Origin of the sequence: Protofrankia sp. BMG5.30, assembly GCF_001983005.1 — a bacterium.
Lineage (GTDB): Bacteria > Actinomycetota > Actinomycetes > Frankiales > Frankiaceae > Protofrankia > Protofrankia coriariae.
In genome coordinates this window covers 57,873-73,692 of the sequence record NZ_MOME01000029.1, presented here as the reverse complement: position 1 = coordinate 73,692, position 15,820 = coordinate 57,873, and the positions used below count along the sequence as shown (strand labels likewise).

Sequence of the window (15,820 nt, the reverse complement as noted above, 5' to 3'; positions counted from 1 at the left end):
AGGTGCCCGCCTTCCGTAGGCGAGAAGCATTCGGATGGTGACCTACAGAAAGCCGCCTGGCCGTCATCCGGCGGTCACGGCACGGCGCAGAAGCTCGCGGACCTCGTCATCGGTCGTCTGGGAGAAATCGGCGTAGTACTGGCCGACAGAGAAGAAGGTCGACGGGGTGCGCAGACAGAGCACACCGTCGGCGACGAACCGCATCTGCCGGCACGCCTGCTCCGAAGCCACGGGCACAGCCACGACCACCTGCGCCGGTCCACGCTGGCGGACGGCGTCGACGGCGGCGTACATCGTGGCACCGGTGGCCATCCCATCGTCGATCAGCAGCACCACGCGGCCGGTGACGTCGAGCGCGTCCCGGCCCAGGCGGTAGGCATCCTCCCGGCGGGCGAGCTCACGGCGCTCGGCGGCCACGACCTCGGCGATCGTCTCCTCCCCGATGCCCAGGTTATAGATCACCTGATCGTTGCGGACGAGCGTCCCGCCGCCGGCCAGCGCGCCCATCGCGAGCTCGGCGTGCCCGGGTGCCCCGAGCTTGCGCACCGGGAAGACGTCCAGCCCCGTACCCAGCCGTCGCGCCACCTCGAAGGCGACCGGCACACCGCCTCGTGGCAGCGCGAGGACGACGACGTCGTCACGACCGGCGTATACGGCCAGCTGCCCGGCCAGGGCACGGCCCGCCGCCGGCCGGTCGGCGAACAGGGGATGCACCCGCCACCTCCGTATCAGGGCGGCCTTGTCAGGGCGTCACAGGTGGCATCCGGTGGCGGCGGCCGGCCACCTGTCAGCTTCCGGCCGCCTACCTGCTGCTACCGGCTGCCRTTGCCAGCCCGCTCGCCCGTGGCCGCGGTCGCCGCCTCGGCACGTGGACGCACCTCCGCGTCCGGGCCCGGATAGGTGAAACTGACATGATCGGAATCGGACCAGCTGACCAGGAACGGCGGATCGCCCGAGGGGGAACGCACCTCCAGGATCTCGCCGGACCGCTCCGGCCGGCCCAGCGTCCGCCCGTGGATGACCAGGGTGTCACCGGGGTGGGCCCGCACCAGCCGGCGGGAGGCGATCACTCCGCTGTCGGCGTAGGTGCCGCCGCTACCGGCACCGCTACCGGCACCGCTACCGGCGTAGGTGCCACCGTTGTCGGCGCGGACGGCGCCGTCGCCGGCACGGGCAGCCCCACCCGTGCCCACCGGCGTCCTGCGGTGCCGGGCGATGACCTCCCGGGCAAGGGGACGTACGACGTCCTCGATCCGCCGCGCGTCACGGATGAGGATGTCGTCGATGGAGAGGACCCCGACGATCCGGTCGCTGTCGAGGACGGGCAGCCGCCGCAGTGCGTGATCGCGAAATACCTCATACGCACGGTCGAGCTCCGCGTCAGCGGGCAGGGTGAAGACCTCCGTCGTCATCAGACGATCGACGGATGTCTCCATCGGGACACCACGGGCAACGCCCCGTAACACGATATCACGATCAGTGACAATCCCGACCAGGTGATCGCGATCGTCTGTGACGAGAAGAGCGCCCACCCCGTGGAGGTCCATCTCATGGGCCGCTTCCCCGATCGTCCTGTACCGCCGSACCGTCACCGGTGGCACGCTGGTTACGCTGAGTACGTTCGCCATCGAGACTCACCTCCCAGGCCGCACGCCTTCCCAGGGCCACAAGCCCGCGAGGTCGGTTCGCGAGCCCGCGCGGGCATGCCGTTTCTCCGCTTCCCCGTCTTCTTCGTTTCCTCGTCACTTCCTCGTCGTCTTCTCCACTTCCCCGTCCAGCGTGCCCGGCACACCCGCACAGCCGCTCTTTCGGACGAAACCGGAGAACGCATGATCGTGATGTTCACGGCTGGGATCCGCGGACCGCTTCCGGAGCCGCCCGCGGCCAGCCCCGGCCCCCCGGCTCCTCGGGTCCCTCCTCTGGTACTTGGACCTCTGCTACTTGGACGATTCGAGATGCCGTGTCCGTGGAAGGTGGCAGGAGTCGACCGATACGGCAACCAGCCCCGGCCGCCCGCCACGTCCCGATCATCGATCGTTTCGTCCCCACGGAGGACGCATCATGATCTTAGTTGTCACGCACGGCAATCCGTCCTCCTCGCGGCTGTCCTCCTCGTGGTCGGCATCCGGCCCGTCCACCGCCCGGCCCGTGCCCGCACCCGCCAACCCCCCGCCGTCTCCCGGACCGATGCCGACAGCTGATCCGACGCCGGCGCCGACGCCTGGTCCGGTGCCGAGGCCGGGCCCGGACGTCCCACGGCCTGGCCCCGGCCCAGACGTTCCGAGGCCTGGCCCCGGGCCCGCCCCGCCGGTTCCCGGCCCCGATCTGCCCGGCCCGGGCCCAGGGCCCGACCTGCCAGGTCCCGGCCCCGGCCCTGACCTCCCACCGCCCGGCCCCGGCATCCTTCCGCCGGACTCGCGGCCCAGCGGTCGGCACCGGCCGGGACGGCGGTAACCACAGGAACCACCCGAGGAACGCGATCAACAACAGGAGCACGACGATGTCGATGCAGCGCGGCAGCACCAAGCACGGCCCCGCCAAGGACGACAACCTCGCCCAGGAAGTGGACGGGATCGTGCGGGCGCGGCGGGACACGCGCACCGAGGAATGGCGCTCCGCGGAACCTCCCGGCGAGGATCAGCCCCAGGTTGCGGTGATCCCGGAACGGCCGGCGAGCGAGGCTGCCGCCAGCACGGACCCCACCGCGGCGGTCGAGGCGCGCTCCGAACTCGCCCGGTGGTTCGACCGCCACGACTTCCCCGCTCGAGCCGCTCAGCTCGCCTACGTGCTGCGTGGCCGTAACGCGCCGGAACAGCTCGTCGAAAGGCTCGCCGCCCGCCCCAAGCGGGAGCAGTACGACTCGTTCGGCCATCTGTGGCGGGCCCTGCACGGCGGCGAGGACGTCGAGGCCGTGCGCTTCTGATCCCAGCACTTTTCAGCGGGACGAGGACGGGCCCCGGCCACCGGACGGGAAATCCGAACGGGCCAGCTCCCGCATGGGCCTCGGCTGCCGGACCGGGGCTCTCAGGCGGGCTCCGGTCCGGCAGCCGAGCAGGGGCGTCGGGTGGAGCCCGGATGAGCCGGATGAGCCCGGCCTACCGCGCCGAACGACCTCGCACGCCCCCGACGGTCCCTCAGCGGACGATCGAGCCGGCCGGCGCGTGACCGGACAACCGGGACAGGTAACGATGGCACGCGACCGCGCGCTCGGCGTCCTGTTCCAGGACGGTCYGGAAGAAATCGGCTATCTCCGGCTGCCCCTCCTCATTCGCGYCACGGATGTACTGTTCGTATTCACGGCCCCCTTTGAGGGCGTGATACTGCACCGAGATAAGATCGTGGACGACGTCACTGAATCCTGTTCCGCCGGTCGCCATCGTCGGCCTTCTTTCCGTGTCGGTCGTATCTTCCCTGGTATCAGCCGCCGTCACCGGACCCCACGACCAGTGGCACCGGTGGATGCGGTGGGTACCGGTGACGCCGACCGGCGCCGGGCCGCCACAGCGCGGTGCGRCCGACCCTTTCTTCTTCGACAGCCGTCGGGGAGGCCAAACGTGGGCCGGCGCCGAATCCTGGTCGCGAACAGGCACCAGGCTGGAACAGGGCGTGTGGTGCAGCGGCAGGTGACCCCGCCCCGGACACGCCCCGGAAGTGGCCCACGACCCARCGGAAAACACCCGATACATGACACGGTGGGCATATCGAACATAACGGCCGCGATCCGCGCACCACGTCCAGGAACAGGAATTCGATACTGTCTCCTGGAGAAGGCGAACCACATCGGAAACGCGGATCTCTGGAAGGGTGGCCGTGGCAGCGCTGTGCGGAGTCGAACTTGAGCATCCGCTGATGAACGCCGCGGGCACGTGCAAGAGCCTTGACGAGGTGAGCGCGCTCGCCCGCAGCGCGGTGTCCGCGGTCGTCGTCGGCTCCATCACGCTGCGGGCGCGCACCGGGAACGGGGGCAACGTCTACTATCCGGGGGATTTCTTCTCACTCAACGCGCTCGGCCTGCCCAATCCGGGGCTTGCGTACTACCGCGAACACCTGCCAGCGATGATCTCGATGGCGCATGCCGCCGGTAAGCCACTCGTCGTGAGTATCGCCGGATTCAGCGAGGCCGAGTACGCAATCGCCGCCCATGACGTGGCACTCGCCGGCGTCGACATCATCGAACTCAACCTGGCCTGCCCGARCGTCTGGGACGACGGCAGGCAGAAACGCATCGCGTGTTTCGACAACGACCGGACCGAGGCCATCTGCGCCCAGGTGGGCCAGGCGCTCGCCGCGGCCGCGTCCACCGCCACCGGTGGCAGCGAAGATCGCCAGCCGCCGCCCTTCGGCATAAAGATCTCCCCGTTCTCGGACCCGGCCGGGTTGGCCGCGCTGGCGGACCTGGTGGCGAGACTGTCCGGCACACCGCGGGGCCCGCGGTTCGTCTGCGCGGTCAACACCTTCCCGAACGCCTTTGCCCTGGACGAGGCGAACCGGCCGGTGATCGACGTCGAACTGGCCGGGCTCGCGGGTGCCGCGCTGCGGCCCGTGGCACTCGGCCAGGTACGCCAGCTGCGGCGGCTGCTGCCGGAGACGGTAGAGCTGATCGGCGTGGGCGGGGTGTCCCGCGGCCGCGACATCGCCGACTTCCTGTGCGCCGGGGCAACGACGGTGCAGGCCGCCACCRCCTTCTGGAACCGCAACGGCGATGCCGGGGTCTTCGGCGACATCCTCACCGACTACGTCGATCTTTTCTAGACGCTCTGTTCCAGCTAGACGATCTTCTCGCGGCCGTGTCCGGTGGATTGATGGCCGGCGCGGGCGATGAGCCCCGGGCGGATCCCGCTCCCGGTCGCCCGCGGTGCAAGAATCCGGTGAGAGGTGTGAATCCGGTGGAACCGCATTGGAGAAAAACGACGGTGACACCGGTACGGGCCGCGCCGACACGGGAGCGGGAACAACGACGTGACAGGGATTCCGGACGAACGGGCCGGCGGCGGCCGGGCCCTGTGGCTGATGTTCGCGGTGCTTTTTCTGGTGGCGGCCTTCCTGGGTGCGTGGGGCCTGACCCAGCTCGACCAGCCCGACTCGCGGTGCCCCCCGCCGGACACCCGGGCCTGCCGCTACCCGGCCGCCGACATCGCCTACTTCGACGCGCAGCTCTTTCTGCTGGCTTCCGAACCGCTACAGGACGGCGGCCCTTTCCCGCTGCCGCTGGAGGTCGCCCGGTTCCTGGCACCGTTCGCCACCGCGTACGGCGTGACGGCGTCGGTGTGGAACATCCTTGTCGACCGGCGTCACCGGCGCGCGGCGCGGCGGGCCCAGGAGCACGCTGTCGTCGTCGGCGACGACCCGTTCGCCCTGACCATCACCACCGCGCTGCGCGCCGCCGGCACCGCGGTGATCCGCGTCACCGGCGACGCCGACCAGCACGCCCAGGGTCTCGTCGTGGTCGGTGACGCCTGGAAACCGGCGACACTGCGCGCCGCCGGTGTGCCCAGGGCCACGACCGTGTACGCGTGCCTCGCGGACAACGCCGCCAACGCGGCCGTGGTGGCGGCCGTGGCCGCGCTCACCGGCGAGGAAGGCGACCATCCCGAACCACTCGCCTGCTACGCGCGTATTAGCGACGGTGAGCTCGCGCTCGCGCTGAAGGCACGCCGGCTCGGGCTCTCCGCKGGATCGGGTTTCCGGCTGGATTTCTTCACCCCGGAGGAAATCGCCGCCCGCAAGCTCGCCACCCACATTCTCGAGCCCCATCTCGGTACCGGCGACCCGCTGCCCTCGGTGGCGATCGTCGGGCTCGGCCCGTTCGGGCGCGCGCTGATCGTCGCACTGGCCCGGCTGTGGCGGGTCCGCAGCGGTGCCCCTCTGTTACCGCTGGTGCTGGTGGACAGGCACGCGTCAGCGCAGCTCGCCGAACTGCGCACGCGCTACCCACCGGTCGCGGCGCACTGCGCCCCCCGTGTCAGGGACGAGCCCGCGACGACCGTCGATCTCGGAACCGTCCTGCCCGAGCCCCCGTCAGCGGGCGCGTCGGGCGACGCGGGCACGCTCGGCATCCGGCACCTGGTGCTGTGCGACCAGAACGAGGACACCGTCCTGCCCCGCGCGTTGAACACCACCCGCAACACCGTGGACGTCGGCCAGATCGTTACTGTGTGTACAGGGCAGCGGACGGCCCTCGGCGACCTGCTCAACCCCCGGCTGCTCGACTCCGCGCCGGGCGAGGTACGGATCTTCGCGATCACCGACGAGGCAGCGGAGCCCGACGAGCTGCGCAACGACACGTTGACGGTCCTGGCCCGCGCCATCCACGAGCAGTATCTCATCGACGAGCAGGCAAAAGGACGCACCATCGGCAGCGCCGAGCCCATGGAGCTCTGGGACGACCTCCGCGACGACCTGCGCGCGGCGAACTACCGGCAGGCCGAGGACATCGGCGTGAAACTCGGAAAAATCAGCGCGGTCGTCGTCCCGATGACCGACCCGCCGACGGACTTCTCCTTCACCCCGGCCGAGATCGACCTGCTCGCCCGGCACGAGCACGAACGCTGGTGCGCGGAACGGCGCGGCCAGGGCTGGACGTTCGCCCCGGTCCGCGACGACAGCCGCCGACGGCACAACCTGCTGGTCGACTGGCTGGATCTCCCGGACGACCAGCGCGCCAAGGCCATCGCGACCGTCCGCCACCTGCCAGCGCTCCTGGCCGACCACGGCCTACAGATCCTGCGCCTGGGTTGAGAGACCGGCGGGGACGGCAGGGAATTGACCGACGCGGCGGGGCGAGGGAACGTTGATGTATGTCAAATGTGGGTGAGCCGCTGCGGATCGTCGAGGACGAACCGATCTCCTGGCCGGAGCAGGAACCGTTGACACTGCCCGAACCGACTGAACCGGCCGAGACCGAGCCGGTGCCGGCCGGCAGGTGAGCGTCATCGGCTGGCGCCAGTGGGCGGTGGACGGCGCGGGCCGGCTGCGCCCGGCGTGGACGCCGTGGTCGCCGTTCCCGACCGACCTGCTGCTGTGGTATCCCGACGGCCTGACCAGGGCGCTCTGCCTGCGTGGCGTGCGGGACGACTTCGGCGGCCAGCCCTCTTCGGCGTCTTTGGCGGCGTCTTTGACGCCGCATCCGCGGATGCCGGGCGAGGCCTGTGCCTGCGGGTTGTACGGCTGGCTGTCGGCGCGGGAGCTCGCAGCCGCGGCCACCCCGAGGTGGACGTCCCGGCCGATCGTCGTCGGCGCGGCCCGCCTCGGCGGCCGTCTTGTCGTCAGCGAACGCGGGTACCGGGCTCAGCTCGGCTATCCGGTGGCCGTTGTCGACCCCGACGGTGTGGTGTCCTCCGCTTACTCGGTGGCCCGTTACCGTACCTGGGGCGCGCTCGTCGCCGAATGGGACCAATCGGCCGACTGGGATCAACCGGTGAAATAGGAATTACGAGCAGCAGCGAACGCCCGGTCGGTGGCCGGGCCCCAGACGCCGTCCACGCCCACTTCGAGGATGGACTGGATCGTCCGCACCGTCGCGACGTACGCGGCCTGCGACCGGGGGCCCCAGGCGCCGTCGACGGTCGTGCCGACCGCGGCCTGCTCGGCGCGGGTGTGCTGGTTGGCCCGGACCGCGGCCAGCGCCGCGTCGGTGGCCGGCCCCCAGACACCGTCCGCGGCCACATGCACCGCGTGTTGCAGAGCCACCACCTTGGGCTGCGTGGGCGACGCCGAGCCGCCGACGATCTGCGCTGCCCGCACAACGATCTGCTGACGTTGACCGGCTCGGATGGCCCCCGGGCAGCCCGGATGATTACCCCAGGCAAGCTTGCCGGCGCCATGAGTGATCAGCCCGGACTGGCCGGGGGTATCCGTCACCGCCAGTGCCCAACCGAAGGCGCGCACCCCGTCGGCGYAGGCGACGGCCACGCTCTCGATCTGCTCGGGAGTCAGCGCCTCGGTGTCGAAGCCCTCGGTTTCGATCGAGTTGTAGGTGCCGTTCCCCGCGAGCTGCGCCCACGCCCGGACATCCGAGGGCACGTACTGCTCGCGCTGCCCGGCCTTGCCCGCCCATAAGTTCGACGACACCTGAGATCGCGGATCGTTGAACCAGTTGAACTGGGAACCGTTACCCTGTGCGACGTGCAGAACGAGGCCGATCGGACGGATCGTGTCACCGGCGGTGTTGCGGACCGGCCGATACTGGAAGCCCTGAACGATGTGCGCCACGGCCGTATCTTAAACCGGCAGGCCGGAGCGCTATCAACCAGGTTCCCCATTCGCGGCCACCGAGCCCATGCCGCAGCCCCTTCCAGTTACCCAATACGCGGTACCGTCAATTCATGCACGTGCCCGTTACCGCTGGTACGGCTCTCCCCCATGATGTCGAGGCAACGCTTGTCCAGCAGGGACTGCGCCCGTACCGCTGGTCCGCCGGGCCGGGCGAGATCTTTGACGAGCACACCCACGCCCAGCACAAGGTGCTGTTCTGCGTCGACGGAAAGATCATTTTTCGGGTGGGTGGAACCGACTGGCCGATGCGCCCAGGCGACCGGCTCGACCTGCCCGCGAACACCCGCCACGAAGCCGTCGCGGGACCCGCCGGCGTCACCTGCGTGGAGGCGTTCCTGCCAGTCACCGGGCCGCAGCCTGGCGACGTCTCCGTTTGAGAGCCCGCCAGCCGCAACCCCGTCCGCATTCCGACGAATCCGTCCCGACAATCTTCTGACTACGTTAGATTGGTGCGCCAGGTGCACCAATTGAAGAGGATGCCGGATGAGCGACGCACTCCACGCCGAGCCAGGCCCCGTCGATCCGCCCAGAACCGATCTTTCCCGGCTCACGACGCTCGACGATTCGGCCCTGGGGCACGCCCTGCGGCGCGTCCTACGCGAAACCACGGACCCACACACCGTCATCGCGGGCTTCAACAGCTTCAGCTCGGACCCCACCAGAAGGCACAGCAACAGAGGTCCGCTGCCGCACCTGTAATGGCTGGACACGGCCACCAGGATCGTCCCGGAGAGCGGCCCGGAAACATTCTGGACGTGTCCGCGCTTCGGAACACCGACTGGCGGCCTGTACCTTTCAGGCAGTTTGTTCCTAAAGTACACAGCCGTTGCAGTCTTGCCTGTGACTACTGCTACGTCTACCAGATGGCGGATCAGACCTGGCGCTCCCAGCCGGTCACCATGCCCCGGTCGACGGCTGCCAGCGCCATCGATCGCATCGCCGAACATGCCAGCAGCCACCATCTCCCGCTGATACACGTCATCCTGCACGGTGGTGAGCCGCTGCTCGCCGGCAGGGAGTTCATCTCCTACCTGGCAACCACGTTGTGCGAGGCCCTTCCAGTCGGCACAGTCGTCGAATCCGGCGTACAGACCAACGCCGTCCTGCTGAACGAGGACCTCCTCCAGGTATTCCTCGAACACCAGATAGGTGTCGGCGTCAGCCTGGACGGCACCCGAGAGGCACACGACCGTCACCGCCGTCATCCGAACGGCAGAGGAAGCCACCGGGAGGTCGCCCGCGCGCTGCGGCTGTTGGGTACCGAGCCCTACCGCGAGCTGTTCACGGGACTGCTGTGCACCATCGACATCGACACGGATCCGCTTGTCGCCTACGAGGAGCTTCTCGAGTTCAACCCACCAATGATCGACTTCCTGCTGCCACACGGCAACTGGACCGACCCACCGCCTCAGCGGGCCGGCGACAGCCAGTCGACCCCGTATTCCGACTGGCTTGTCCCGTTGTTCGACCGATGGTATTCGGCGGCCAGCCAGGAAACCAACATCCGCCTGTTCGGCGAAATCCTGGCTCTCGTGCTGGGTGGCGCCAGCCACAGCGAGGCAATCGGCCTCACCGCCGCTACTCTGCTCGTCATCGAGACCGACGGAGCGATCGAGCAGGTCGACACCCTGAAATCCACCTACCCGGGCGCCGCGGCAACCGGGCTGCACATAACCGACCACCCCTTCGACGCCGCGTTGGCGCACCCGGCCATCGTGGCCCGGCAGATCGGCCTTGCCGCGCTCGCCGACACCTGCCAGGGCTGCACCGTCCGGGACATCTGCGGCGGTGGTTACTACCCCCACCGCTATCGCGCGGGAGCAGGCTTCCGCAACCCGTCCGTCTACTGCCCGGACCTGCTGGCCCTGATCCGACACATCCGCACTCGGGTCCACGGCGACCTTCAGCGGTTACAACGGCAGATCCACTGACGGCTCTCGCGACTCGGTCGGATCCCGCGGACGGGTGGGCGCGGCAGAAAGCGGTAGCACGATGCGGCAGACGGCGGGGCGCGGGGCGGTTATCCGGGGGGTGCGGGGGAGGAGGTTTCGCGTTCCAGGGTGGTGATCGCTTCGCTGACGGCGAGGATGCGCTGCGCGTTGCGGACGTGCAGGTTCTCGATCATCCGGCCGTTCACCGTGGCGACGCCGCGGCCGGAGGCCAGCGCCTCCTCCCAGGCCGCGAGGATGTTCCTGGACTCCTCGACCTGGGCCTCGGTGGGCGCGAACACCCGGTTGCAGGGCTCGACCTGGCCAGGATGGATCAGCGTCTTGCCGTCGAAGCCCAGCTGTCGGCCCTGGACACACTCCGCCTCGAAGCCGTCGAGGTCACGGATGTTGTTGAACACCCCGTCCAGGATGGCGATACCGGCGGCCCTGGCGGCGAGCAGACACAGCCCGAGCCCGGTCAGCAGCGGCGCCCGGCCCGGCACGTGCTCGGCGTGCAGCTCGTTGGCCAGGTCGTTCGTGCCCATGACGAAGACGGCGAGGCGCTGCGAGGAACGCGCGATCTCCTCGATGTGCAGCATCGCGACCGGGGTCTCGACCATCGCCCAGATCCGGGTGTGATCCGGCGCGCCGGCTGCCTCCAGGCCCTTCTCGACCGCGTGCACGTCCCGCGCGGAACCGACCTTCGGCACGACCACCGCGTCCGGGCCGGCCTGGGCCGCCGCGCGCAGGTCGTCGGCGTGCCAGCGGGTGTCCAGCGCGTTGACCCGGATGGTCACCTCGCGGCTGCCGTAGACCCCGTCCGCGACCTTCGCGCCGGCCCGCTCCCGGGCGGCGTCCTTGGCGTCCGGGGCGACAGCGTCCTCAAGGTCGAGGATGAGCGCGTCCGCAGGGATGCTTCTGGCCTTCTCCAGCGCCCGCTCGTTCGCGGCGGGCATGTACAGGACCGACCGGCGCGGGCGGTAGGCCGCCGAGTCGGCCGAGCCGGCCGTCAGGTCACCGTTCACGCCGCTCATCGGGCCGCCACCTGCTCGGCGGCGTCGGCTGGAGCTGCGTCGGCCGGGGCGGCGTCGGTGAAACCGTACGCCTCGACCAGCCGCGGATCGCGCGCGGCAAGGGTCCGGGCCAGGTCCAGGACCACTCTGCACTGCTTGACCGAGGCGTCGTCCTGCATCTTTCCGTCGACCATCACCGCTCCGGTTCCGTCCCCCATTGTCTCGATGACCCGCCGGGCCCAGGCGACCTCGGCCGGCTCCGGGCTGAAGACCCGCTTCGCGATGTCGATCTGCACCGGGTGCAGGCTCCACGCGCCGACGCAGCCGAGCAGGAAGGCGTTGCGGAACTGGTCCTCGCAGGCCACGACGTCCTTGATGTCTCCGAACGGCCCGTAGTACGGCAGGATGCCGTTCGCCACGCAGGCGTCCACCATCCGGGCGAGGGTGTAGTGCCACAGGTCCTGCTGGTAGCTCGGGCGCGGCGCGTCCGGGTCGGTCGGGGACGGGTCGGCCCGGACGAGATATCCGGGGTGGCCGCCGCCGACCCGGGTCGTCTTCATCCGCCGGTCGGCGGCGAGGTCCGCGGGCCCGAGCGACAGGCCCTGCATGCGGGGGCTCGCCGCGCCGATCTCCTCGACGTTGGCGACACCGCGCGCGGTCTCCAGGATCGCGTGGACGAGCAGCGGGCGGGTCAGCCCCGCCTTCGCCTCAAGCTGGGCGAGCAGCCGGTCGACATAGTGGATGTCCTCCGGCCCCTCGACCTTGGGCACCATGATGACGTCCAGCTTGTGGCCGATGGCCGGGACGAGGGTCAGCAGGTCGTCGAGGCCCCATGGYGAGTCGAGGCTGTTCACCCGCGTCCACAGCTGGGTGTCGCCGAACTCCGTCGCCGTGGCGAGCTTCACCAGCCCCTCGCGGGCTTCGATCTTGCTGTCGGCCCGGACGCCGTCCTCGAGGTTGCCCAGGATCACGTCGATGCGGGGAAGGATGTCCGGGACCTTCGAGGCCATCTTCGTGTTGCTCGGGTCGAAGAAATGGATCACACGGGAGGGGGCTCGTGGGAGCTCTCGCAGGGGCGCCGGCGCTCCCACCGCGAGCGGGGCGAAGAAGTCCCTCGGGTTACGAGGCATCTGGCTTGTCTCCCGTCGGCTGCTTGTCTCCCGTTGGCGTAGCCGGCCCGGTCACGCGGGCAGCTTGGTCAGTATCCCGGCAGCGRCCCCCGCAAGCATCTTGTCCGTGACACCCGCGATGAGCCACCGGTCATGRCAGGCATGGGACGCAGCCGACACACCGCACACCGGCTTGCGGGGCAGCTTGCGGGACGCGGCCACGGGCCGTTCCTGACGACCGCATGGCCACCCCTGGCGACACGGCCACCCGGGGCGCGGCTTCGCGTTCCCAGCGGCCGCAGATGCCCGGCGGCCCCGGCCCCGGATGCCCGGCAACTCCAGGCGGCCAGTGACCCCGGATGCCGGCGACCCGGATACCCAGCGCGGCTCCGGAATGCTCAGTAACGCGACTCCGAGGCGGTGACGACCACCATGGACGGGGCCCACCAGTAGCTGCAGTCCGGCGGTGGCCGCAGCCCGTCCACGACCTGCATGCGGATGGTCCGGAAATAGCGCAGGAGGGATCGCTGATGGCGCCGGGAGAGGGAGTCGATCTCGTTCGAGTAATAGGTGAACGAACCGCCCTCGGTAAGATGTTCGGCAGCCGCCGGGAAGAAGTGCTCGGCATAGGTCGAGCCGCCCAGGAAATGGGACGCGAACTCATTCTCGTCCAACGGGTAGGTGTCGAAGAAGATACCGTCGAACCGCCCGAGTGAGTCGATGGCGTCCTGCCATCTGCCGAACACGATCTCCGTGTTCTCGTGGCCGGGCGCGCGGCTCCACTCCACGGCTGTCTCGAACACCTGCGGATTYGCCTCCACGATCGTGTGGCGCGCGGGCCGGTACTCCTGGATGTAGCCAGCGGAAATACCCAGGCCGAAACCGATCTCCAGGACCGAACGGCCGGGGCCGGAGACCTGGTCGGCCATGGCCTTCATCAGCGGCTTCTCCCAGGTCTGCATGACCTGCTGGCCGGAGACGAGCAGCGAACCGTTGACAATCGTGGGAGCCGCGGCGTCGACCGGTTCCACAATATCCGGCCGGGGGGCGCCGGAAACCATGTTCTCGGCTGCCGCGTCCAGCGCCGTCAGGTCGGATACGAGCTCGTCGAGAGCCCGCCCGAGCAACCAGTTCCGCGGCTGCTCCGACAATGGCGCGAGCAGCGATTCCGATATCTCGGAGAGTGATGCGTCGAACTTGTTGGTGTGCCTGAGCACATTGGCCTCCCGGTACCGACGAGCGGATGACGGTGGCCATCAATGTAGCGCAGGAACCAGCGGTGGGAGCCTGCTCCACGGGGTCCTTTCGAGCCCGGCGGCGGCATGTTCCGCCGGGCACCCGGCGCCGGGTGCCACGGGTGTGGCCACACGGCGCCCGACGGCGACGACTACGGCATACGGTCGCCACCTGGGTGCGGCGTCCAGAAAACACGCACGGCGCCCCGGGGCGGAATTCCGGCCGGCCGCCCGGCATCCGCCGGCGAAAAATCAGATGAGAACCGAGCGCGTCCGACCTATGGTCCACGGTATGCCCCTGCCTCGTACGGAGACCCTGGCCACGACCACCGGGCCCGGGGATCAGCCAGGCGAATCCGCGATCTCGATGAGAAATGTGGTGAAAAGGTACGGGGAGGTGGCCGCGGTCGACGGCCTCGACCTCGACGTCCCCGTCGGCGTGTGCCTGGGCCTGCTCGGGCCCAACGGCGCCGGCAAGTCCACCACGATGCGGATGCTGACCGCCCAGTCGATCGCCGACACCGGCCGGATCAACGTCCTCGGGTACGACGTGCCGCGCGCGTCGAAGCAGGCCAGAGCCGCGATGGGAGTGGTACCGCAGGAGGACAACCTCGATACGGAGCTGACCGCCCGGCAGAACCTCGCCGTGTTCGCCCGGCTGTACCGGGTACCCGCCCGCCGGCGCCGGGCCGCGGTCGAGCAGGCCCTCGCGCTGGCGCAGCTGAACGACCGGGCCGACACGGTGACCGAGAAACTCTCCGGTGGCATGCGACGACGGCTGCTGATCGCCAGGGCGCTCGTGCACCGCCCCCGGCTCGTCCTGCTCGACGAGCCAACCGTCGGGCTCGACCCACAGGTCCGCCAGGAGCTGTGGAGCCTGATCGCCGGGCTCGGCGCGGACGGCGTGACCGTGCTGATGTCGACCCACTACATCGAGGAGGCGGAGCGGCTCGCCCAGGACGTCGCCATCATGTCGCGCGGCCGGGTGATCGCACGGGATACGCCCGCCCGTCTCATCGACGCGCACGCCGGGCGGACCGCGGCGGAGTACTACGGCCCGCCGCCGAAGCTGGCCGAGATCGCGGCGCGGGCGGAGGCCGCGGGCTTCACCACCCGCCGGACCGGGCCGTCCGTGTCCGTGCTGCGCGCCGAGAACATGCCCGCCGAGCTGGACGACCGGCTCGGGATCGGGGTCCGACGCGCGGCGACGCTGGAGGACGTGTTCGTCGCTCTCACCGGGGAACGGGTCGAATGAGCACCACGGACGATGCCGGGGCAAACACAACCGGGGCAAACACAACGGGCGGGACGGGCGAGACGCGCYGGCTGCGGCGGATCGAACCGGCCGCCCTGGCGGGAGTGATCACGCACGACATCACCCTGTTCCGGCGCTACTGGCCGTCCACCAGCTTCTCCGCCGTGGTGGAGCCGACGATCTACCTGCTGGCCTTCGGCTGGGGGTTCGGCTCGCTGGTGTCCGTGGTGGCCGGCTATCGGTACGTGGAGTTCCTCGGCACCGGCGTGGTGGCGAGCGCGGTGCTGTTCGCCTCGGCCTTCGCCAGCATGTTCCAGACGTTCGTCCGGCGGACCTACCAGAAGCTCTACGGAGCCGTCCTGGCCGCTCCCGTCGACGTACCCGAGATCGTCCTCGGGGAGGCGCTGTGGATCGCAGCCAAGGCCGGGGTCTACGGATGCGCGCCGTTGCTGGTGGCGATCGCGTTCGGCCTGGATCCGACGCCCGGAATGCTCGTGATCCCGTTCGTCGGATTCCTCACCGGGCTCGGCTTCGGCCTGTTCGGGATATGGACGTCCGCGCTGGTGCCGTCCATCGACAGCTTCAGTTACATCATCTCAGGGGTGCTGACGCCGCTGTTCCTCGTCGCGGGCACGTTCTTCCCGGTGAGCGAGCTACCGGGCTGGGCGCGGGCTCTCAGCTGGGCCAACCCGCTCTACCACTGCGTGGAGCTGGTGCGCGACGCGGCATTCGGGTTCGCCCCGCTCGCCGACCTCGGGCACCTGGGGGCGCTGGGGGTGTTCGCGGGGATCATGTGGCTGCTCGCGGTCCGCTCCATGCGCCGCCGGCTCATCGACTGACGAGCCGGCCCGCCGAGCCGGCTGCCCCGCCGGGCCGGCTGGTCCGGCCGAGCCGGCCTATCCCGCTGCCTGCCACATCCGGCCCGGCGGTCCGCCGACGTGGGTCTCCACCGGCAGCGGCACCCGCCCAGTGGTTCTTCCCGGGCAGGCACACCGAACGGCATTGA

At 69.8% G+C, this 15,820-nt stretch carries 17 protein-coding genes; 10 read left to right on the top strand and 7 right to left on the bottom strand.

The genetic code is table 11. The annotated features are described in order from the left end of the window. Positions 1-63 precede the first annotated feature (63 nt). Entirely contained in the window at positions 64-714 is a 651-nt protein-coding gene (locus tag BL254_RS16700; RefSeq protein ID WP_076843961.1) for a phosphoribosyltransferase, read from the bottom strand. Between the two features lie 98 nt (positions 715-812). Then, on the bottom strand, positions 813-1,628 hold the full coding sequence (locus BL254_RS16695) for a DUF1918 domain-containing protein (RefSeq protein WP_047223879.1): 816 nt from the start codon (positions 1,626-1,628) through the stop codon (positions 813-815). An 872-nt stretch (positions 1,629-2,500) separates the two neighbouring features. Here BL254_RS16695 and BL254_RS16690 point away from each other — a divergent pair. After that, positions 2,501-2,923, top strand: coding sequence for a DUF2795 domain-containing protein (locus BL254_RS16690; protein ID WP_047223880.1), 423 nt, complete (start codon positions 2,501-2,503; stop codon positions 2,921-2,923). A 211-nt stretch (positions 2,924-3,134) separates the two neighbouring features. Here BL254_RS16690 and BL254_RS16685 read toward each other — a convergent pair whose 3' ends face one another. Beyond that, positions 3,135-3,377 carry an acyl carrier protein gene (locus BL254_RS16685; RefSeq protein ID WP_076843959.1) on the bottom strand — a complete coding sequence of 81 codons (243 nt, stop codon included), beginning with the start codon at positions 3,375-3,377 and terminating at the stop codon, positions 3,135-3,137. A 433-nt stretch (positions 3,378-3,810) separates the two neighbouring features. Here BL254_RS16685 and BL254_RS16680 point away from each other — a divergent pair, with 433 nt between their 5' ends. From BL254_RS16680 to BL254_RS16670, 4 genes are all read left to right on the top strand, one after another. Then, entirely contained in the window at positions 3,811-4,752 is a 942-nt protein-coding gene (locus BL254_RS16680; protein ID WP_076843993.1) for a dihydroorotate dehydrogenase, read from the top strand. A gap of 207 nt (positions 4,753-4,959) precedes the next feature. Continuing rightward, a complete protein-coding gene (locus tag BL254_RS16675) occupies positions 4,960-6,738 on the top strand; it encodes a RyR domain-containing protein (protein ID WP_047223882.1) in 1,779 nt (592 codons plus the stop codon). A gap of 59 nt (positions 6,739-6,797) precedes the next feature. Next, on the top strand, positions 6,798-6,926 hold the full coding sequence (locus tag BL254_RS28990) for a hypothetical protein (RefSeq protein ID WP_013872047.1): 129 nt from the start codon (positions 6,798-6,800) through the stop codon (positions 6,924-6,926). After that, on the top strand, positions 6,923-7,426 hold the full coding sequence (locus tag BL254_RS16670; protein WP_076843957.1) for a hypothetical protein: 504 nt from the start codon (positions 6,923-6,925) through the stop codon (positions 7,424-7,426). Before BL254_RS28990 ends, BL254_RS16670 begins: the two co-directional genes overlap by 4 nt. Here the strand turns inward: BL254_RS16670 and BL254_RS16665 are convergent. After that, positions 7,411-8,211, bottom strand: a complete 801-nt coding sequence (locus tag BL254_RS16665) for an N-acetylmuramoyl-L-alanine amidase (RefSeq protein WP_076843955.1) — start codon at positions 8,209-8,211, stop codon at positions 7,411-7,413. The genes BL254_RS16670 and BL254_RS16665 overlap by 16 nt on opposite strands. A gap of 113 nt (positions 8,212-8,324) precedes the next feature. Between BL254_RS16665 and BL254_RS16660 the strand changes: the two genes are divergently transcribed. The 3 genes from BL254_RS16660 to BL254_RS16650 all read left to right on the top strand — a co-directional run bounded on the left by BL254_RS16660 (position 8,325) and on the right by BL254_RS16650 (position 10,205). Next, complete coding sequence (locus BL254_RS16660; protein WP_076843953.1) at positions 8,325-8,651, top strand: cupin domain-containing protein; 327 nt, start codon at positions 8,325-8,327, stop codon at positions 8,649-8,651. Between the two features lie 106 nt (positions 8,652-8,757). Further along, positions 8,758-8,973, top strand: coding sequence for an FxSxx-COOH cyclophane-containing RiPP peptide (fxsA, locus tag BL254_RS16655; RefSeq protein ID WP_047223884.1), 216 nt, complete (start codon positions 8,758-8,760; stop codon positions 8,971-8,973). After that, the gene (locus BL254_RS16650; protein ID WP_047223885.1) at positions 8,973-10,205 is read left to right on the top strand and encodes an FxsB family cyclophane-forming radical SAM/SPASM peptide maturase; all 1,233 of its coding nucleotides are present in this window, start codon (positions 8,973-8,975) and stop codon (positions 10,203-10,205) included. The genes fxsA and BL254_RS16650 overlap by 1 nt, the downstream gene beginning before the upstream one ends. An 89-nt stretch (positions 10,206-10,294) precedes the next feature. Here BL254_RS16650 and BL254_RS16645 read toward each other — a convergent pair whose 3' ends face one another. The 3 genes from BL254_RS16645 to BL254_RS16635 form a co-directional block, all read right to left on the bottom strand. Further along, positions 10,295-11,236 (bottom strand): CoA ester lyase, encoded by a 942-nt coding sequence (locus tag BL254_RS16645; protein WP_047223886.1) that lies wholly within the window; start codon positions 11,234-11,236, stop codon positions 10,295-10,297. Continuing rightward, positions 11,233-12,345 carry a CoA ester lyase gene (locus BL254_RS16640; protein ID WP_047223887.1) on the bottom strand — a complete coding sequence of 371 codons (1,113 nt, stop codon included), beginning with the start codon at positions 12,343-12,345 and terminating at the stop codon, positions 11,233-11,235. The genes BL254_RS16645 and BL254_RS16640 overlap by 4 nt, the downstream gene beginning before the upstream one ends. Positions 12,346-12,722: 377 nt before the next feature. Further along, complete coding sequence (locus BL254_RS16635) at positions 12,723-13,541, bottom strand: class I SAM-dependent methyltransferase (RefSeq protein WP_047223888.1); 819 nt, start codon at positions 13,539-13,541, stop codon at positions 12,723-12,725. A gap of 310 nt (positions 13,542-13,851) precedes the next feature. On the opposite strand from BL254_RS16635, the gene BL254_RS16630 reads away from it, so the two are divergent. Together BL254_RS16630 and BL254_RS16625 are read left to right on the top strand one after the other, a co-directional pair. Further along, positions 13,852-14,814, top strand: coding sequence for an ABC transporter ATP-binding protein (locus BL254_RS16630; RefSeq protein WP_235433630.1), 963 nt, complete (start codon positions 13,852-13,854; stop codon positions 14,812-14,814). Next, complete coding sequence (locus tag BL254_RS16625; RefSeq protein ID WP_175648397.1) at positions 14,811-15,653, top strand: ABC transporter permease; 843 nt, start codon at positions 14,811-14,813, stop codon at positions 15,651-15,653. Before BL254_RS16630 ends, BL254_RS16625 begins: the two co-directional genes overlap by 4 nt. Positions 15,654-15,820: the final 167 nt, after the last annotated feature.